Here is an 18,867-nt window from a genome sequence, read left to right as displayed (position 1 = left end):
GTCAGGCCGTCCCGACGTCCCGCTGAATCGCACGGATCACGTCGCCCGGCACACCGCGGGTGAGCAGACCCGCGCCGAGGGGGCCCGAGGTGCTCGATCCGAGTGCGGGCAGCCGCGCCAGAGCACGGCGTTCGTCGTCGGTCAGCCGGTCGAGTTGCCATCGGGTCTCCTCCGGGACCGCGTCTGGGTCGCCGGGACGTGCCAGGGCCACCGCCTTGGCGGCGTACCCGGCGGCGCCCAGCGCGTGGGCGCCCATGTGCGCCACCGCCGCTGCCTGGGCGACAGCCCGAGCGGCAGCCGCGCCGGCGGGCGTCGTCGCGGATCCTGCCGCTTTCACCGGCTCCATCCGTCGGGCGATTTCCTGCGCTACGGTGCTCTCGCCGCGGGCGTAGGCGCGCGTGCGGTCGAGAGCGTCCCGTACCACGCGCACCGATTCGTCGTCGGCGGCGAACAGGTCGACCACTCGACCCGCACACTCGGCCGCCCACCGCGCCAGCACGCGTCGATCGTCGTCGGACAGCGTTTGCGGTGACGGCATCCCGCGATCGTCCCACGCGGCAAGCACCCGTCGTACCCTGTCACGATGGCGCTCGACGACGGCCCCTTCTACCACGGCACCAAGGCCGATCTGGCTCCCGGCGATCTGCTCACCGCCGGTCGACGGTCGAACTATCGGCCCGAGGTCGTCATGAACCACATCTACTTCACGGCCCTGATCAGTGGCGCCGGCCTGGCCGCCGAATTGGCCGCGGGCGGGGGCGAACCCCGCGTCTATCGCGTCGAGCCGACGGGCGAGTGGGAGAACGATCCCAACGTCACCGACAAGAAGTTCCCCGGCAACCCGACTCGCTCCTACCGCAGCCGAGACCCGCTGCGCGTCGTCGAGGAGATCGACGACTGGCCTCGCCTCACCCCGGACGCGTTGCAGCTGTGGCGCGATCGCATTGCCGTCATGCGTGACGAGCGCGCCGAGATCATCAACTGACCCCGCACGTCACACGTTGAAGCGGAACTCCACCACGTCCCCGTCGGCCATGACGTAGTCCTTGCCCTCCATACGCACCTTGCCGGCGGCCTTGGCCGCGGCCATGGATCCGGCGGCGATCAGGTCGTCGTAGGACACCACTTCGGCCTTGATGAAGCCCTTCTCGAAGTCGGTGTGGATGACGCCCGCGGCCTGAGGGGCGGTGTCGCCGCGGTGGATCGTCCAGGCCCGCGACTCCTTCGGCCCTGCGGTGAGATACGTCTGCAGACCGAGGGTGTGGAAGCCGGCGCGCGCCAGGGCGTGCAGCCCCGGCTCAGACTGACCGATGCTCTCGAGCAGCTCCATGGCCGACTCGTCGTCGAGTTCGATGAGCTCGGACTCGATCTTCGCGTCGAGGAACACCGCGTCGGCCGGTGCGACGGTGGCCCGCAACTCGGTCACCTTCGCCTCATCGGTGAGGACCGACTCGTCGGCGTTGAAGACGTAGAGGAACGGCTTGGTGGTGAGCAGGTTGAGCTCGCGGAGCAACGACGCGTCGAACGAATCCTTCACCGAGTACAGGGTCTTGCCGCTGTCGAGGATGCTCTGCGCTTCCTTGGCCGCGGCCACCATCGGCGCCCGATCCTTCTGCGTCCGCGCCTCCTTCTCGAGCCGCGGCACGGCCTTCTCCAGCGTCTGCATGTCCGCGATGATCAGCTCGGTCTCGATGACCTCGATGTCGGCGGCGGGGTCGACGCGGCCGTCGACGTGCACCACGTCGTCGTCGGCGAACACGCGCACCACCTGGCAGATGGCGTCGGCCTCACGAATGTTGGCGAGGAACTTGTTGCCGAGGCCCGCACCCTCGGAGGCGCCCTTCACGATGCCCGCGATGTCGACGAACGTCACCGGCGCGGGCAGGATGCGCTCCGAACCGAAGATCTTCGCCAACTCGTCCAGCCGCGGGTCGGGCAGCGGCACGACACCCTCGTTGGGCTCGATGGTGGCGAAGGGGTAGTTCGCCGCGAGGACGTCGTTCCGCGTCAGCGCGTTGAACAGGGTGGACTTGCCGACGTTGGGCAGACCGACGATTCCGAGAGTGAGGCTCACAGAGAGAAGAGTCTAACGGTCAGTAGTCGTAGCTCGATCCCGCCGACACCGCGACCGCGATGATCACGACGTAGAACACGATGAACAGCGCGAAGAGCGCACCGAAGATGTAGAGCGAGTACTTGCCCAGCTGCTTCGTCCGCTCCGACGCGTAGTGCGCGCCCTGGTAGTCGCCGAGCGACCACCGCAGGAACACGGAACTCGAGTGATTGAAGGCCGAGAACGCGAGCGGCCAGAAGAACACGAGCGCGGCGACGGCCCACCCGGCGTTCGTGGGCGGCAACGGCGGCGGGCCGAACTGCTGCGGGTACGCGGACGGCTGCTGCTGTTCGGGCTGCGGGAACGGCGGCGCCTGCTGGTAACCCGTCTGCTCGAACGATCCGGTACCGCCACCGAGCGTGGAACCCGTGCCGTGGTCGGCTCGGTAGTCGGGGTTCGGCGTGGGCTTGTACTCGGGGTGATCGGACACGAGGAGCATCGTATGCGGTCCAACCGACGGACGACGCGGTGAAACGGGCGGCGTTGTCAGGTCGTGACACGGGCGCGCGCGCACTCCGCCACGAAATGTCGGTCCCCCTGCTTACAGTGTCCCCGATCACACGATGATCACCCTTCCGACGCAGGAGTCCCCTAGATGACCGTCGTTTCCGACAGAGACAACCCCCACGTCGAGTTCGTCAAGAACGACGATGCCCTTCCCCCGGTCGCGGTGGTCGACCGGACTCCGATGTCCGCGGCCAAGCGCGTCATGTTCGTCCTGATCGGCATTCTGGGCGGTGTCGCCTGGACCATCGTCGCCATCGTGCGCGGCGAGAACCCCAACGCGGTGTGGTTCGTCATCGCCGCCGTCTGTACCTACATCTTCGCGTTCCGGTTCTACGCGCGCCTGATCGAGAACCGCGTCGTGCAACCGCGGGACGACCGTGCGACACCGGCGGAGATCCTCGAGAACGGCAAGGACTACCTGCCGACGGATCGACGGGTGCTGTTCGGCCACCACTTCGCGGCCATCGCCGGCGCCGGCCCCTTGGTCGGGCCGGTCCTCGCCGCCCAGATGGGCTACCTGCCCGGCACGCTGTGGATCATCGTGGGCGTCGTCTTCGCCGGCGCGGTGCAGGACTACCTGGTGCTGTGGCTGTCCACTCGTCGACGCGGCCGCAGCCTCGGCCAGATGGCCCGCGAGGAGCTCGGCGTGGTCGGCGGAACCGCCGCCATCGTCGCCGTCTTCGTCATCATGATCATTCTCATCGCGGTGCTGGCCCTGGTGGTCGTGAACGCCCTCGCCGAGAGCCCGTGGGGCGTCTTCTCCATCGCGCTGACCATCCCGATCGCACTGTTCATGGGCGTCTATCTCCGCTACCTGCGCCCGGGCAAGGTCTCGGAGGTCTCGCTCATCGGCGTGGTGCTGCTGCTGCTCGCCATCGTCGCGGGTGGCTGGGTGGCCGAAACCGACTGGGGCTCGGACTGGTTCACGCTCTCGAAGGTCACCGTGGCGTGGCTGCTCATTGCCTACGGCCTCGCGGCCTCGGTGCTCCCGGTGTGGCTGCTGTTGGCGCCGCGCGACTACCTCTCGACGTTCATGAAGATCGGCACCATCGTCCTGCTGGCGGTCGGCATCCTCATCGCCCGGCCCGTGCTGCAGATGCCGGACACCACGTCCTTCGCCAGCACCGGCAACGGCCCGGCGTTCGCGGGATCGCTCTTCCCGTTCCTGTTCATCACCATCGCGTGCGGCGCACTGTCCGGGTTCCACGCCCTCATCTCGTCCGGCACCACGCCGAAGCTTCTCGAGAAGGAGAAGCAGATGCGGATGATCGGCTACGGCGGCATGCTCACCGAATCGTTCGTCGCCATCATGGCTCTGGTCACCGCGTGCATCCTCGACCAGCACATCTACTTCGCCCTCAACGCGCCCACCGCCCTCACCGGCGGCACCCCGGAAACCGCCGCGGAGTACGTCAACGGCCTCGGACTGTCCGGCGGCGACATCACCCCGGCCGAGCTGTCGCAGGCCGCAGCCGACGTCGGAGAGGAATCGATCATCTCGCGCACCGGCGGTGCGCCCACCCTCGCCTTCGGCATGTCCGAGGTGCTGCACCAGGTGTTCGGCGGCGAGAGCCTCAAGTCTTTCTGGTACCACTTCGCGATCATGTTCGAGGCGCTCTTCATCCTCACCACGGTCGACGCCGGCACCCGCGTCGCGCGCTTCATGCTCTCGGACTCCCTGGGCAACCTCGGCGGCCCGGCCAAGAAGTTCCGCGACCCGTCGTGGCGCGTGGGTGCGTGGGTCTGCTCCATCGTCGTGGTCGGTGCCTGGGGCGCCATCCTGCTCATGGGCGTCACCGACCCGCTCGGCGGCATCAACACCCTCTTCCCGCTCTTCGGCATCGCGAACCAGCTGCTCGCCGCCATCGCCCTCACCGTGGTGCTCACCGTGGTGATGAAGAAGGGCCTGTTCAAGTGGGCGTGGATTCCGGGTGTGCCGCTGGTGTTCGACCTGGTGGTCACCATGACGGCCTCGTACCAGAAGATCTTCTCGTCGGTCCCGGCCATCGGCTACTGGGCGCAGCACAGCGACTTCAAGGAGGCGAAGGCGCAAGGCCTCGAGAAGTTCCGCACCGCGGCGTCACCCGACGCGATCGACGCCGTCATTCGCAACACCTTCATCCAGGGCACGTTGTCCATCGTGTTCGCCGGACTGGTGCTGGTGGTCGCGGCAGCCGGAGCAATGGTGTGCATCAAGGCCGTTCGCCAGGGCGGTCTGCCCGGCACCGAGGAGCCCGACGTGCCGTCGAAGATGTTCGCCCCCAGCGGGTTCATCCCCACCGAGGCGGAGAAGACCGTGCAGGCCGAGTGGGACCGCCTCATCGAATCCGGAGTGGTGGACCGACCCGGCACCAAGCACGGCGGGCACTGACCGTGGACGTCGTTCTCCGGTCCCTGCGCGGCGTGCACTGGTGGATCACCTCCGTCATGGGAGACCACGACTACGCCCGCTACGTCGACCATCTGCAGCGACGACACCCCGACGCGCCCGTTCCGTCGGAACGGGAGTACTGGCGTCGTCGTCACGCGGAGGCCGACGCCAACCCGGGAGCCCGATGCTGCTGATGCCACCGCTGACACCATGAGGCGGTGACCGCACCGCGCTGGACCACCACCGAGGCCGACCTCGACGTCACCGAACCGTACGACGTGCGGTGGATGGAGTGGTTCCTCAGCGGTCATGCCGTCCCCGGTATGGAAACGACGGTCGACGGAACCTACCGGCGGTCGCTTCGTCTGCTGCACGGTCCGGCCGTGGTGTCGTGTCGATTCGACCGACCCCGCGGCCGGACGGTGCTGCGTGTCGCCGTCCGGACCGCGGACGACCGGAACGTGCCCGAGGCGCTCGATCGGGTGCGCCTGCTGTACGGCACCGACGTCGACTCCGCCGAGGCCGACGCGGTATTGGCGGCGGACCCGGCCCTCGCGCCGTCGGTCGAGCAGGCGCCCGGCATCCGGGTCCCCGGGTCCGTCGACCCGGCGGAAACGCTGCTGCGCACCATGATCGGACAGCAGATCTCGCTCGGCGCCGCCGCCACGCACACCGCGCGGCTGGTCGCCGCACTCGGCGACCCGGTCGGCGACGACGACGGCGTGTCCGAGCACGGCATCGTGCGTCTCTTCCCCACCCCCGCGGTCGTCGCCGACGCCGGCGCGTCCGTTCTGACCGGCCCGACGCGTCGAATCACCGCCATCGCCGAGACGGCCCGTCGACTCGCCGACGGCGACGTGGAACTCCATCGCGGACGACCGGCCCCCGAGCAGGAGGCCGACCTGCTCGCGCTGCGCGGCGTCGGCCCCTGGACGGCCCGGTACGTCTCGATGCGCGTGCAGGGAGACCCCGACGTGCTGCTCGACACCGATCTGGTCGTTCGACAGGGCGCGGCGCTGCTGAACGTGGACCTCCGCGACTCGGGACGCTGGTCGCCGTGGCGCTCGTCGGCGTCGATGCATCTGTGGCGGGTGGCGCTTCTGGACCGGGGCACCTATCCGTCCGCCGCGGCGGGGTAGGGAGAGCGTCCGCCCCGCCCGGGTACAGTGCAGGGCGCATGCGACCTTTCTCCTCGGGTCGGTTCGTGACCCACCCCCAACGGGAAGGAACACCCCACCGTGGGAGAGAACGACGCGACATCCCCCGAGTCCGGCCGCCCACGCCGCGACCGATCCGCGCTCTTCGGCAGCGGCGGCACGTGGCTGGCCAAGTGGTCGGCGATGCTGCTGGTCATCGCCGGGGCCCTGTGGGTCGGCGGGTGGCTGATCGGCCAGCTGTGGGTCATCGTGCTGCCAGTCCTGCTCGCGCTGATCGTCGCCACCGTGCTGTGGCCACCGACCCGCTGGCTGCGTCGCATCGGGGCTCCCCCGGCGCTGGCCGCGGCGACTTCGCTCCTGGGCTTCCTCGCGGTGCTCGCGGGAGTGGTCGCATTCATCGTGCCGTCGGTCGTCGAGCAGGCCCCGGACCTCGCCGACAGCGCACAGCAGGGCATCGTCCAGGTGCAGACGTGGCTCGAGGGCCCGCCCGTGAACCTCGACGACCAGCAGATCGACAGCGCGGTGCAGGCTCTGGGCACCCAGTTGCAGGACAGCGGCGCGATGATCGCCTCCGGCGTCTTCTCCGGCGTCGCCACCGCCGGGTCGATCCTGGTCACCCTCGGTCTCGTGCTGGTGCTCAGCTTCTTCTTCATCAAGGACGGGCCCCGCTTCCTCCCCTGGCTGCACGGTCTCGCCGGACGCAAGGCCGGTGGGCACATCGCCGAGGTCCTGAGCCGCGTATGGGACACCCTCGGCGGCTTCATCCGAACCCAGGCCATCGTCTCCGCCATCGACGCGATCTTCATCGGCATCGGTCTGCTGATCCTCGGGGTGCCGCTGACCCCGGTGCTGATGACGTTGACGTTCCTCGGTGGATTCATCCCGATCGTCGGTGCGTTCGTCGCCGGCGCGTTGGCCGTGCTGGTCGCGTTGGTGGCCAACGGGTTCACGACGGCCGTGATCGTGCTCGCGATCATCCTCGCGGTGCAGCAGATCGAGGGCAACGTGTTGCAGCCGATCCTGCAGAGCAAGTCGATGAAACTGCACGCCGCGGTCGTGCTGCTCGCCGTGACCGCGGGCGGCTCGGTGTTCGGCATCATCGGCGCGTTCCTGGCCGTGCCCGTCGCCGCCGCGGCCGCCGTCCTGGTGCGCTACGTCAACGAACAGATCGAGCTGCGCTCCGACGAACACCCGCCGGCCAACGTGATCGCCGAAAAGGTGCACGACGATCTGGGGACCGAGGGCGACGACGCGCCCGTCGTGGTCCACGACCACGACACCCGCTTCGCCCCCGACCCCACCGAGGAGCCGGAGCCTTCGCCTACCGACACCCGCGACTGACTCTCAGACGGGTGCGTGCACCCGCACGCTCGACCCGGTCCGACCACGCACCACCTCGAGTCGACTGGGCACACGATCGCGCAGTTCGCTGACGTGGCTGACGATGCCGACGGTGCGACCGCCCGAACGCAACTCGTCCAACACCCCCATCACCGCATCCAGCGCTTCGGCGTCGAGGGTGCCGAAGCCCTCGTCGACGAACATGGTGTCCAGCGTGACCCCTCCGGCCTCGGCGGCGACGATGTCCGCCAGGCCCAGCGCGAGCGACAGGGACGCGCAGAACGCTTCCCCGCCCGACAGGGTGCCCGCGGGTCGGACGACCCCCGTGTAGCCGTCCCGGACGTCGAGACCCAGGCCGCCTCGGGTTCCGCGCGGACCGGCCTCGTCGGAGTGGACGAACTCGAACCGACCCTCGGACATGCGCCGGAACCGCACCGACGCGGCCGCCGCCACGTCCTCGAGGCGAGCGGCCAACACGTACGAGCGCAGCGACATCTTGCGGGCGTTGGCCCCACGACCGGCCACGACGTCGGCGAGCGCTTCGAGCTCGCGTTGCCGCTCCTGCAGGGGTCCGACCACGTCCGCCGCCGCCCACAACTGCGCCGTCAGATCCGCGAGCACCACCGACCGTCGCTCCGCGTCGTCGAACCGTGCCACGGCGAGGTCGAGCGCGTCCCGTGTCGCGGCGTCGGCCGCGTCGACCGCGTCGGTGTCGACGGGGTCGCCGACCATCGCCTCGGCCACGTCCGGGTCCGCGAGTGCGGCACCCGCCGCGGCTTCCTCGCGCTCGGCGCGGGCGAGGTCGGCGCGCAGCCGCTCCCGGGCGTCGGCCGAGCGCGCGGCGGCGACCGCCTCGGCGCGCGTGGCGAACCCCGCGGTCGTCACCGCCTCGTCGACCTCGGCGTCGGCGCGCTGTGCGGCGTCCCGGGCCGCCACCGCCTCGACCCGCGCGTCGCGCACGGCGATCGCGGCCTCGATGGCGTCCTCCACCTCGCGGCGACGGTCCGCCACCGACGCCGACGGGCCGACGGCGGCCTCGACGCGGGCCGTGTCCTCGGCGATCCGCGTGTCGAGTGCCGCCAGCCGTTCGCGGGTGGTGGCGAGATCCGCCGACACCGTCGCCGTCTCGGTGGCGATCCGGTCGGCCTCCCGGTCGAGGGCCTCCCGCGCGGCGTGCACCTCGTCGCGGCGGTCGGCCTGCGCCCGCAGCCGTTCCACGTCCGCCGTCGCCTCGTCCAGAAGGCCGGCGAGGACCGCGGAGTCGGCTGCGTCGTCGGGTCCGAGGAGGGCGAGCGCCTCGCGGAGGTGGTCGACGCGCGCGCGGGCCGAGGCGTCGTCGGCCGCGGCGGCCTGCGCGCGGGCCTCGGCGTCGCGCTCCTCGTGGAGTTCGACGTGGTCGTCGCGGCGCGCGGCGGGCGCCGGGTGTTCCGTCGCACCGCAGACCGTGCAGGGCTCCCCTGCCGTCAACCGCGCCGCGAGTTCCGCCGCCATCGAGTCGAGGCGACGCTCGCGCAGGTCCAACCACTGGGCGCGTAGATCGTCGCGGCGGCGCCCGGTCGCCTCGGCCGCCGTGACGGCGTCGTCGAGGCGACGCTCGGCGCGACGGCGCTCGACCCGGGCGTCGACGGCGGCCATCGCCGCGGCACGACGGGCCTCGGCCGGCACGAGGGCGGCCGCGGCGTCGACGCAGGCGGCCAGCTCGGCGTCCCAGCGGGCGCGGTCGGCGGGACAGGCGTCGAGCCGGGTCCGTGCGGCCGCGAGCGCCTCGGTCAGTGCGGTCACGCGGGCCGCCGTCGCCCGCCGCTGGTCGGCCGCGCTCGCTCGACGCTGCTCGACCTCCGCGACGCCGTCGAGGACGGCGATCTCGCCGCTCCAGGCACGGACCGCAGCGTCGAGGCGCGGTGCGTCGTCGGCCGCCGGTGGCCACGACAGCGCGCCCACGACCTCGGCGGCGCGGGTGCGCTGCGCCGTCCGCACGGCGGCGTGCACCGCGTCGGCGGCGTCGTCAGCACGGCGCCGGGCCGACTCGAACGCCGTGATGCGGCGGACGACGGGGTCGGCGCGCTCGGCGGCGGCGAGTTCCTCGGCACGACGGTCCCGGTCCGGCCGACCGGCCTCCAGCGCGGCGAGGGCGGACCGGGCCGCCTCTCCGCGGCGCCGGGCGTCGGAGCGGCGGTGAGCGACGGCGGCGGCCGCCCGGGCGGCGTCGTGGTCGGCACGCGCCACGGTCAGGGCGGCGTGGTCGGCCTCCACTCGCCGACGCGCGTCCTCGGCCAAGCCGGTGGCCCAGTCGACGACGTCGCCCCCGGCGAAGAGGTCGACGCCCGCGGCGGTGGCCACCCGCGCCGCCAGGCGGTCGACGGCGTCCGTACGACCGACGAGCGCCTCCGCCCCGGCTCGTCGACGCTCGGCGAACCACTGCTCGACGTCCGCGAACCGGTCGGTGTCGAACAGCTGCTCGAGGAGTGCACCGCGCTCCTCGGTGCGCGCCCGCAGGAACCGCGCGAAGTCGCCCTGGGGCAGCATCACCACTTGGAAGAACTGATCGACGCGCATGCCGAGGAGGCGCTCGACCTCCCGCGCGACCTCGTCGATGCGTGTGAGGTTCTCGCCGTCGCCGTCGTCCCAGACGAGGGAGGCCGACGCGTTCTGCTTGGTCACGCCGTTTCCACGCCGCTTGGGCCGCAGGTACTCCGGCGTGCGGGTCAGGGTGACGCGCCGCCCGCCCAGGGTGGCCCGCAGTTCCACCCGGGGCACCACACCGGGAGCGGCGTGGTCGGAGAGCAACCGCCGATGTTCGCGCCGCGACCCGGGGAGCACCCCGTACAGCGCGAACGCCACGGCGTCGAGCACCGACGTCTTGCCGGCGCCGGTGGGGCCGTGCAGCAGGAACAGGCCGTCGGCGCCCAACCGGTCGAAGTCGATGTCCACCGACCCGCCGAACGGTCCGAACGCCGTCACCGACAGAGCGTGCAGCCTCACGCCGACATCGCCACCGTCTCGGCGGCCGCGGCCGGCGCAGTGTCCACCGTCGACGAATCCTGCTGCGCCGCCGCCGCTTCCACCGCCGCGTCGAGCAGCGCGCACTCCCGATCCGACGGCGCGCTCCGCATGTCGGTGACGAAACTGCGCACGATCGCGGCGTCGGACCGGCCGATCACCTTGTCGCGGTAGCGGCTGACGTCCTCCCCCGCGGGACGCTGCCACTCGAGGTGCACGGCGTGCGGGAACCGGCGGCGCAGCGCGCGCATGGCGTCGACCGGACGGATCGGATCCGTGAGCACCGCGGACACGTAGTGCTCCTCGGCCGCGGCGAACCGTGCGTCCGAGCACAACTCGTCCACCGTGCCCTCGAGAACCGACAGACCGCGCACGACGGGGAGGTCGATGCGCGTGACGTCCCCGAGACCGTCGGCGTCGAGCTCGATCATCCAGACCGCCTTGCGGTGGGTGCGCTCTCCGAACGAGTACGGCACCGGCGATCCGGAGTACCGCACGTGGGGCTCCACCTCCTGCGGGGAGTGAAGATGACCCAGGGCGACGTAGTCGACGCCCGAGAACGCCCCCGCCGCCACGGTTTCCACCCCGCCGACCGAGATGGACCGCTCGGACCCGGTGGCCTCCCCGCCGACCACGAACGCGTGCGCCAGGACCACGGACCGCGTCGACGCGTCGCGCCGCGCCAGGTCGGCGCGCACGCGGCCCATCGCGGCGTCGAGAACGCTCGCGTGCGATCGGCCCGAGACCACACCGAGTTCCCGTGCGACAGCGTCCGGTTCGAGATACGGGATGCCGTAGAACGCGACGTCGCCGTGCTCGTCGGACATCACGGCGGGCTCGCCGACCTCGGCGACCGTGGTGAAGACGTGCAGGCCGCCCGCCGCGGCGAACGAGGCGCCCGCACCGAGGCGCGCCGGCGAATCGTGATTGCCCGAGGTGACCACGATGCGGGCGCCGGCCGCGCGAATCCGCTCGAAAGCGCTGGTGCACAGGCGAACCGCGTCGGCGCTGGGCACCGCGCGGTCGAAGACGTCACCGGGAACCACCACGACGTCGACCGCGTGCTCGGCCACCATGTCCGCCACCGCGTCGAGCGCACGCCGCTGATCGGCCAGCAGGTCGACACCGTGGAAGGTGCGCCCGATGTGCCAGTCCGAGGTGTGCAGGATCTTCATACGACCGACGCTAACGGAGGGGTCCGACAGATCCCGGTCGACGCACGCAAGGCCCCCGGCGCGATCTCCGTCTCCGGCGACCGTGTCGGTGGTGTCGGCCATGCTGTGCGCCATGACCGTCGTGACCGCACTCGTCGTCCTCGCCGCCCTCGCCGTGGGCATGGCGCTGGGCTGGTGGCTCCGCGCGGCGAAGGGCGACGTCGAACTGGCCCGCGCGGGTGAGCGGCTGGCGGCCACCGCGGCCGGCGAGGAGGCCGTGCGCCGCTCCCTGGCACTGCTCAACGAGGACGCCGCGCGGCGCCACTCCGGCGCGATCGGCGAGAGCATCGCCCGCGTCGTCGACCCGCTGCGGGACGCCGTGGACGCCCTGGAGAACCACGTGCGGGTGGCCGAGCGGGACCGGGTCAGCGCGTACGCGGGTCTGACCGAGCAGGTCGCCGGGATGCACCGCGCGTCCCGCCACCTCGCCTCGCAGACCGACCAGCTGGTCACGGCCCTGCGCGCCCCTCAAATCCGCGGGCGGTGGGGCGAGATGCAGCTCGAGCGGGTGGTCGAACTCGCGGGGATGACGCGGCACTGCGACTTCGACACCCAGGTGGTCGGCGACGGCATCCGGCCGGACCTCGTGGTGCGCCTGGCCGGCGGCCGCTCGATCGTGGTCGACGCGAAGGTGCCGCTGGTGGCCTTCCTGGACGCCGCGGCCGAGACCGACCCCGAGACGGTCGACCGGCACCTCGAACGGCACGCTCGTCACCTGCGCACCCACGTCGACGCCCTGGCCGACAAGAAGTACTGGCGTGCGTTCGATCCGTCCCCGGAGTTCGTGGTGCTGTTCGTGCCCGGCGATCCGTTCCTGGACGCCGCCCTGACCCGCGACCGCGGGTTGCTCGAGCACGCGTTCACCCGCAACGTGGTGCTCGCGACCCCGACCACCCTGATCGCGCTGCTTCGCACCGTCGCGTTCACCTGGCGTCAGGAGAGTCTGGCGGAGGACGCCGCCGCCGTCGTCGCGCTCGGGCGTGAACTGTACGAGCGGCTCGGGACCGTCGGGGATCACGTCGACAAGGTGGGCAGTCACCTCGGCAAGGCCGTCGACGCGTTCAACACCGCCGTCGGTTCGCTCGACAACCGCGTGTTCGTCACGGCACGGCGCCTTCACGAGATGTCCCTATTCGACGGGGATCCGCCCACCGCACGGACCGTCGACGCGCGCCCGCGCAGCGTCGTCCGAGCGGCAACGCACACCACCGCGTCCTCGTGTTCCGGGCACGCCGACGAGGCCTCGGCATGAATCGACGCTAACCTCGGTATGTGTCGACCACCCAACACGCGCGCTCGGGAGTGCCTCTCGATCACCGTTCGGCCCTTCCCACCGTGCCCGGCATCCCGGCGTGGGGCGCCGTGGTGCTGGCGATCGGTGCGTGCGTTCTCGGCTTCCTCGTCGACTCGCTGCGCATCGGTGAGCCCGGCGCCACGTTCGCCGTCCTCTACGTTCTCGGCTGCACGCTCGCCGTGGTGGCCGTGCGCCGCCGGGGCCTGTTCGCCGCCATGGTGCAGCCACCGCTGCTGATGATCGTCGCGGTACCCGTGGCCTATCAGACCACCGGTGACGACGCAGGCAGCTCGCTCAAGGACCTCGTCCTGACCGTCGCCGTGCCGCTCGTGAACCGCTTCCCGCTGATGTTCCTCACCACGATGCTGGTGCTCGGCATCGGCGCGGCCCGGCTGCTCCTCGACCGTCCCCACCCCGCGCGAGCCCGCACCGCCGACCGGACGACCCGCACGCCCCGGACCGCCACCGAGAAGCCTGCGGCGCGGCGCCCCGAGAAGGCGGCGCGTCCGGACACGCCGCCGCGACCCTCACGCAGCCGCGCAGAGACCCGACGGGCCCGCACCGACGCCCCGGCAGCACGCCGGATGCGCGGAACGCCTCGCGACGACCGGGCCCACTCGGCGAACCCCACCACCGGACGTCGTGCCCGGATCGACGACGACCGTCGCGGCGACCGCGAGCTTCGGCGCAGCGCCGAACCCCGTCGGAATCCGGAACCGCCGCGGGAGGGCCGGTCCTACCGGGACGCTCCGACGTACCGCGAGCCGCGCCCCTACTCGGAGCCGCGTCCGTACACGGAGCGTCGTACGGGGGCGGAGAACATCGCACCGCACCCCACCCCGCGCGTGCGGTACCGCGACCGCGAGCAGTGACCCGACGGGTCAGACGCGGGCGGTGGTCCGCAGTTCACGCGGCAGTGCGAAGACCAGGGTCTCGTTGGCCGTGGTGACCGGCTCGACCGAACCGAACCCGTGCTCGGCGAGCAGATCGAGCACCCCGCGCACCAGCACCTCGGGCACCGAGGCGCCGGACGTGATGCCGACCGTGCGCACGCCGTCGAGCCACGTGGGGTCGACTTCCTTGGCGTAGTCCACGAGGTAGCTCGCGCGGGCGCCCGCGGCCAGGGCGACCTCGACCAACCGGACCGAGTTCGAGGAGTTCCGCGATCCGACCACGATGACCAGATCGCACTCGGGCGCCATCGCCTTGACGGCCACCTGGCGGTTCTGGGTGGCGTAGCAGATGTCGTCGCTGGGCGGGTCCTGCAGCAGCGGGAACTTCTCCCGCAGGCGGGCGACGGTGTCCATGGTCTCGTCGACGCTGAGCGTGGTCTGCGACAGCCAGATGACCTTGCTCTCGTCCCGGACGGTGACCGCGTCGACGCTCTCGGGACCGTCGACGACCTGCACGCGATCCGGCGCCTCGCCCGCGGTGCCCTCGACCTCCTCGTGACCCTCGTGGCCGATGAGCAGGATGTCGAAGTCGTCCCGCGCGAAGCGCTTGGCCTCCTGGTGCACCTTGGTCACCAGCGGGCAGGTGGCGTCGATGGTCCGCAGGTTCCGCTCCGCCGCCGACGCGTGCACCGCCGGGGACACCCCGTGCGCCGAGAACACCAGCAGGGCACCCTCCGGCACCTCGTCGGTCTCGTCGACGAAGACGACGCCCTGATCGGTCAGCGTCTCCACCACGTGGCGGTTGTGCACGATCTCCTTGCGCACGTAGATCGGGGCGCCGTGCTTCTCGAGGGCCTTCTCGACCGTCTCGACCGCACGGTCCACCCCCGCGCAGTACCCGCGAGGCTCGGCCAGCAGCACCCGCTTGGGTCCCGTGTACTCCCCCTCTGTGGTCGCCCGCCGGGCGATACCGAGATCGAGAGCGATCGGCGCCGAGGGCGCCGAGGTGGACGGGGAACCGGGAACAGCCGAGGACATGCCACCAGGATACGTGGCACCTGCGACCGACACCCGCCCGCGCGTGGTCCCGACTGGGAAAACGGCGCGACGTCGGGCACTCTGTGAACCATGATCCGTCCTCCCTTCGCAGCCCGCGTCGCGCTGGGCATCGCCGTCACGGTCGTGGACGAGGCGCGACGACTCCCCACCACGGCCATCTCGCTGCCCATGACGGCGGTGAGCGAGATGCTGCAGACGGCCATGCGGTTCCAGCAGACGGTGACCGAGCTCGCCATCAAGGGCGATCAGGTCCTCTCCCTCCTCGGCGGCCGTGCCGAGGAGCAGCCGGCCTGGGCGACGTTCGACGACGACGCCCCCGCTGCCGCCGACTCCACCGCGGCCGACTCCGTTGCCACCGACTCCGGTCGCTACCGCGACGTCGCCGTCACCACGTCGACCTCCACCGGGAATCGGTCCGAGGAGGAGGCGCCCACGACCGGTCGATTCGCGCTGTACTCGACGCCGCCCGCGGACGTGCAGCCGGCGGATCACGTCGTCGCGCCGACGCTCACGGCGGCCGATTCGCGACCGGAGATCGCCGAGTACCTCGACTACGACACCCTGACGCTGGCGCAGCTGCGCGCCCGGCTGCGGTCGCTGTCGGTGGACGACCTCACCGAGCTGCTCGACTACGAGACCGCGTCGAAGAACCGCGCGCCGTACCGGACCATGCTCGAGAACCGCATCACCACCGCACGCGCCAAGTGACGTCCCCGCCGACCAGCTCACCGGAGAATCCGCTCCCCGTTCGCAGCGTCGCCACCAAGGTGGCCGGGTGGATCGACCGGCTGGGCAGCATCTGGGTGGAGGGGCAGCTGACCCAGGTGTCGGTCCGGCAGGGCACGCGCACGGCGTTCCTCACGCTGCGGGACCCGGCCGCGGACATGTCGCTGTCGGTGACGTGTTCGCCGATGCTCATCCAGTCCTCCCCCGTTCCGGTGGTCGAGGGCGCGCGGGTGGTTCTCTACGGCAAACTGTCGTTCTTCACCGGCCGGGGCACCATTTCGTTGCGCGCCACGGAGATTCGCGCGATCGGGGTCGGCGAGCTGCTCGCGCGGATCGAGCGCCTGCGCGGCATGCTGGCGGCGGAGGGACTGTTCGACCCCCGCCTCAAGCGACCCCTGCCGTTCCTTCCCCGCGCGGTCGGGCTGGTCACGGCGCGGGCGAGCGCCGCGGAGAAGGACGTCCTCTCCGTCGCCCGACGACGCTGGCCGGCCGTACGGTTCGAGGTCCGCAACACGCCCGTGCAGGGCCCGTCGGCCGTACCCGGCATCCTGCGGGCGATCGCCGAACTCGACGACCATCCCGACGTCGACGTGATCGTGCTCGCCCGCGGCGGCGGCAGCGTCGAGGACCTGCTTCCCTTCTCCGACGAGGCCCTCTGCCGCGCGGTCGTCGCCGCCCGGACCCCGATCGTCAGCGCGATCGGTCACGAGCCGGACAGTCCCCTCAGTGACCACGTCGCCGACGTCCGGGCCGCGACGCCCACCGACGCGGCCAAGCGGGTGGTACCCGACGCCGTCGCGGAACTCGCGCTGATCGCCGACCTGCGCGCGCGCAGTTCCGCGGCCCTGCGCGGCTGGGTCGCCCGCGAGGCACGCGGACTCGAGATGCTCCGGCATCGCCCGGTTCTCGCGGATCCCGTCTCGGGACTCGACCGCCGTGGTGAGGAGATCGCCGAGATGCGCCGCGTCGTCCGCCGGGACGTTCGCCGCGCCGTCGCGTCCGAGAGCACCGCCGTCGACCACCTCCGAGCCCGCCTGGTCACCCTCGGTCCGGCCGCCACGCTGGCCCGTGGTTACGCCGTCGTGCAGCGCGTCGTGCCGGGTGACGACCCCGAGGTGCTCCGCACCGTCGACGACGCCCCGCCCGGCACCCAGCTCCGTATCCGCGTGGCCGACGGGTCGGTCACCGCCGTCGGGATGGGCCGGTCGGCGTCACCGACCCGGTCGTCGGAGACAATGGATTCATGAGCGAGACCCCTGTCGACGAACTCGGTTACGAGGACGCCCGCGACGAACTGGTCGACGTCGTGAAGGTGCTCGAGCAGGGCGGCCTGGACCTCGACGCGTCTTTGGCGCTGTGGGAGCGCGGCGAAGCTCTGGCGGCGCGCTGCGAGCACCACCTCGCCGGCGCTCGCGCGCGGATCGAAGAGGCCCTCGCCGGCCGCGACGACGACTGACGACGCCTGACGGGGGCCGACGCGTCAGCGGGGGTCGAGCACCGGCGCCGACGCCACGGCCGACGCGAGCGTCAGAAACTCGTCCTGGCTTCCCGAGCCGGTGATCAACGCCCGGCTCTCGCCCAGATCTGCGATCCAGAACGGTTCGGTGTCCTCACCGCGGTAGACGACCCACTCCGTGCCGGCCGTGGATTCGACACCCTGGCCGTCGGTACGGGCGCCGTCGGCACGGAACCGCAGGAGTTCCTCCTCGCCGGCGTCGCTCTGCGTCAGACCGAGGTAGCTCCCGGCCGGTGTGACGAAACCGACGGTGCTCGCGACCGCGTCGGCCCCGGTGACCGCGGGCCGCGACGCCGAGTTCGGAATCCACTCGGCCGGCACCTCGGGCCGCCGGATCGGGAAGTCGAGCGCGTCGGCGTCGGCCTGCAGCGACGCGCCCAGGTCGATGCGCGGGACCTGCCCGGCCTCGGGACCGCCCACTCGCAGCGAGCACTGCCCGGCGATGGCCGCGATCACCAAGCAGGCCAGGAGCAGCGGGATCAACGACCACGCCATGTCCTTGTTGTTCTGGAGGATCCTGGGTTTCTTCTCGGCCACGACGTCCACTATCCCACCCGCCGACCTGCCGACGCCGCCGCGCAGGGTGTGATGAGACAATCACGGCACGTATCCCCGCCCGAGGAGGCACCGCGCACATGACGGCCAGCACCGACAGCTCCACCCCGATGGCACCGGACCGCAACCTGGCTCTCGAACTGGTGCGAGTCACCGAAGCGGGCGCCCTGGCCAGCGGCCGCTGGGTCGGCCGCGGCGACAAGGAGGGTGGCGACGGCGCGGCGGTGGACGCCATGCGGCAGCTGGTCTCCTCGGTGTCCATGCGGGGTGTGGTCGTCATCGGCGAGGGCGAGAAGGACGAAGCGCCCATGCTCTACAACGGCGAGCAGGTCGGCAACGGCAACGGCCCCGAGGTCGACTTCGCCGTCGACCCGGTCGACGGCACCACGCTGATGGCCAAGGGCATGCCGAACGCGATCTCGGTCCTCGCGGTCGCCGAGCGCGGCGCGATGTTCGATCCCTCCGCGGTCTTCTACATGCGCAAGCTCGCCGTCGGTCCCGACTACGCGGACGTCGTCGACATCACCGCACCGGTGCGGGAGAACATCGAGCGCATCGCGCGGGTCAAGAAGGGGTCCACCACCGACGTCACGGTGTGCATCCTCGACCGCCCCCGCCACGCCGAGCTCATCGACCAGGTGCGCGCCACCGGCGCCCGCATCCGGTTGATCTCCGACGGCGACGTGGCCGGCGCCATCGCCGCCGCCCGCCCGACGTCCCCCATCGACATCCTGCTCGGCACCGGCGGCACTCCCGAGGGCATCATCGCGGCGGCGGCCATGCGCTGCCTCGGCGGCACGCTGCAGGGCGCCCTCGCGCCGACCGACGACGCCGAGCGCCAGAAGGCGATCGACGCCGGTCACGATCTCGACCGCGTGCTCCTCACCGAAGACCTGGTCTCGGGCGAGAACGTCTTCTTCACCGCCACCGGCGTCACCGACGGCGACCTGCTGCAGGGCGTGCGCTACTCCGGCGGCGGCGCCCACACCCAGTCGATCGTCATGCGATCGAAGTCCGGCACCGTGCGCATGATCGACGCGTACCACCGCCTGGACAAGCTCCGGGAGTACTCGTCCGTCGACTTCGACGGCGACTCCGGCGTCGTGCCGTCCTTCTGATCG

Annotated in this window: 18 protein-coding genes; 11 read left to right on the top strand and 7 right to left on the bottom strand. The window is 71.5% G+C overall.

The genetic code is table 11. The features are described from left to right. Window position 1: 1 nt before the first annotated feature. Complete coding sequence (locus tag HQ603_RS02430) at window positions 2-538, bottom strand: putative immunity protein (protein ID WP_222682755.1); 537 nt, start codon at window positions 536-538, stop codon at window positions 2-4. 45 nt (window positions 539-583) lie between these two features. Here HQ603_RS02430 and arr point away from each other — a divergent pair, with 45 nt between their 5' ends. Continuing rightward, window positions 584-985, top strand: coding sequence for an NAD(+)--rifampin ADP-ribosyltransferase (arr, locus tag HQ603_RS02425; protein WP_222682754.1), 402 nt, complete (start codon window positions 584-586; stop codon window positions 983-985). Window positions 986-994: 9 nt separating this feature from the next. On the opposite strand, the gene ychF is transcribed toward arr, so the two are convergent. Then, window positions 995-2,074 (bottom strand): redox-regulated ATPase YchF, encoded by a 1,080-nt coding sequence (ychF, locus tag HQ603_RS02420; protein WP_222682753.1) that lies wholly within the window; start codon window positions 2,072-2,074, stop codon window positions 995-997. A 19-nt stretch (window positions 2,075-2,093) separates the two neighbouring features. Then, a complete protein-coding gene (locus HQ603_RS02415) occupies window positions 2,094-2,543 on the bottom strand; it encodes a CD225/dispanin family protein (RefSeq protein ID WP_308126319.1) in 450 nt (149 codons plus the stop codon). Window positions 2,544-2,708: 165 nt separating this feature from the next. Between HQ603_RS02415 and HQ603_RS02410 the strand changes: the two genes are divergently transcribed. The 4 genes from HQ603_RS02410 to HQ603_RS02395 all read left to right on the top strand — a co-directional run bounded on the left by HQ603_RS02410 (window position 2,709) and on the right by HQ603_RS02395 (window position 7,489). Beyond that, on the top strand, window positions 2,709-4,991 hold the full coding sequence (locus HQ603_RS02410) for a carbon starvation CstA family protein (RefSeq protein WP_222682751.1): 2,283 nt from the start codon (window positions 2,709-2,711) through the stop codon (window positions 4,989-4,991). Between the two features lie 2 nt (window positions 4,992-4,993). After that, a complete protein-coding gene (locus tag HQ603_RS02405; RefSeq protein WP_308126318.1) occupies window positions 4,994-5,185 on the top strand; it encodes a YbdD/YjiX family protein in 192 nt (63 codons plus the stop codon). Window positions 5,186-5,209: 24 nt separating this feature from the next. Next, window positions 5,210-6,130 carry a DNA-3-methyladenine glycosylase family protein gene (locus HQ603_RS02400; RefSeq protein WP_308126317.1) on the top strand — a complete coding sequence of 307 codons (921 nt, stop codon included), beginning with the start codon at window positions 5,210-5,212 and terminating at the stop codon, window positions 6,128-6,130. A gap of 99 nt (window positions 6,131-6,229) precedes the next feature. After that, window positions 6,230-7,489 carry an AI-2E family transporter gene (locus tag HQ603_RS02395; protein WP_308126316.1) on the top strand — a complete coding sequence of 420 codons (1,260 nt, stop codon included), beginning with the start codon at window positions 6,230-6,232 and terminating at the stop codon, window positions 7,487-7,489. 3 nt (window positions 7,490-7,492) lie between these two features. Here HQ603_RS02395 and HQ603_RS02390 read toward each other — a convergent pair whose 3' ends face one another. Both HQ603_RS02390 and HQ603_RS02385 read right to left on the bottom strand, forming a co-directional pair. Then, a complete protein-coding gene (locus HQ603_RS02390; RefSeq protein ID WP_222682750.1) occupies window positions 7,493-10,471 on the bottom strand; it encodes an AAA family ATPase in 2,979 nt (992 codons plus the stop codon). Then, window positions 10,468-11,664: a metallophosphoesterase family protein gene (locus HQ603_RS02385; RefSeq protein ID WP_222682749.1), complete on the bottom strand. Its 1,197-nt coding sequence runs from the start codon at window positions 11,662-11,664 to the stop codon at window positions 10,468-10,470. Before HQ603_RS02385 ends, HQ603_RS02390 begins: the two co-directional genes overlap by 4 nt. Window positions 11,665-11,776: 112 nt before the next feature. Here HQ603_RS02385 and HQ603_RS02380 point away from each other — a divergent pair, with 112 nt between their 5' ends. Both HQ603_RS02380 and HQ603_RS02375 read left to right on the top strand, forming a co-directional pair. Next, window positions 11,777-12,955: a DNA recombination protein RmuC gene (locus HQ603_RS02380; protein WP_222682748.1), complete on the top strand. Its 1,179-nt coding sequence runs from the start codon at window positions 11,777-11,779 to the stop codon at window positions 12,953-12,955. Window positions 12,956-12,975: 20 nt separating this feature from the next. Beyond that, a complete protein-coding gene (locus HQ603_RS02375; protein ID WP_222682747.1) occupies window positions 12,976-13,869 on the top strand; it encodes a DUF6542 domain-containing protein in 894 nt (297 codons plus the stop codon). Between the two features lie 9 nt (window positions 13,870-13,878). Here HQ603_RS02375 and HQ603_RS02370 read toward each other — a convergent pair whose 3' ends face one another. Then, window positions 13,879-14,928, bottom strand: a complete 1,050-nt coding sequence (locus HQ603_RS02370; protein WP_222682746.1) for a 4-hydroxy-3-methylbut-2-enyl diphosphate reductase — start codon at window positions 14,926-14,928, stop codon at window positions 13,879-13,881. A 90-nt stretch (window positions 14,929-15,018) separates the two neighbouring features. On the opposite strand from HQ603_RS02370, the gene HQ603_RS02365 reads away from it, so the two are divergent. The 3 genes from HQ603_RS02365 to HQ603_RS02355 are packed head-to-tail and all read left to right on the top strand — an operon-like array spanning window position 15,019 to window position 17,131. Further along, window positions 15,019-15,657: a lipid droplet-associated protein gene (locus tag HQ603_RS02365; RefSeq protein WP_222682745.1), complete on the top strand. Its 639-nt coding sequence runs from the start codon at window positions 15,019-15,021 to the stop codon at window positions 15,655-15,657. After that, on the top strand, window positions 15,654-16,922 hold the full coding sequence (xseA, locus tag HQ603_RS02360; protein WP_222682744.1) for an exodeoxyribonuclease VII large subunit: 1,269 nt from the start codon (window positions 15,654-15,656) through the stop codon (window positions 16,920-16,922). The genes HQ603_RS02365 and xseA overlap by 4 nt, the downstream gene beginning before the upstream one ends. Further along, window positions 16,919-17,131 (top strand): exodeoxyribonuclease VII small subunit, encoded by a 213-nt coding sequence (locus HQ603_RS02355; RefSeq protein WP_222682743.1) that lies wholly within the window; start codon window positions 16,919-16,921, stop codon window positions 17,129-17,131. Before xseA ends, HQ603_RS02355 begins: the two co-directional genes overlap by 4 nt. Window positions 17,132-17,155: 24 nt before the next feature. Here the strand turns inward: HQ603_RS02355 and HQ603_RS02350 are convergent, their stop codons facing one another. Next, window positions 17,156-17,728, bottom strand: a complete 573-nt coding sequence (locus tag HQ603_RS02350; protein ID WP_222682742.1) for a DUF4245 domain-containing protein — start codon at window positions 17,726-17,728, stop codon at window positions 17,156-17,158. Window positions 17,729-17,826: 98 nt separating this feature from the next. Here HQ603_RS02350 and glpX point away from each other — a divergent pair, with 98 nt between their 5' ends. Further along, entirely contained in the window at window positions 17,827-18,864 is a 1,038-nt protein-coding gene (gene glpX, locus HQ603_RS02345; RefSeq protein WP_222682741.1) for a class II fructose-bisphosphatase, read from the top strand. The last annotated feature ends 3 nt before the right edge of the window (window positions 18,865-18,867 follow it).

Source organism: Rhodococcoides corynebacterioides, from assembly GCF_019834675.1.
Taxonomy (GTDB): Bacteria; Actinomycetota; Actinomycetes; order Mycobacteriales; family Mycobacteriaceae; genus Rhodococcoides; species Rhodococcoides corynebacterioides_A.
This window is presented reverse-complemented; position numbering and strand designations above follow the sequence as displayed.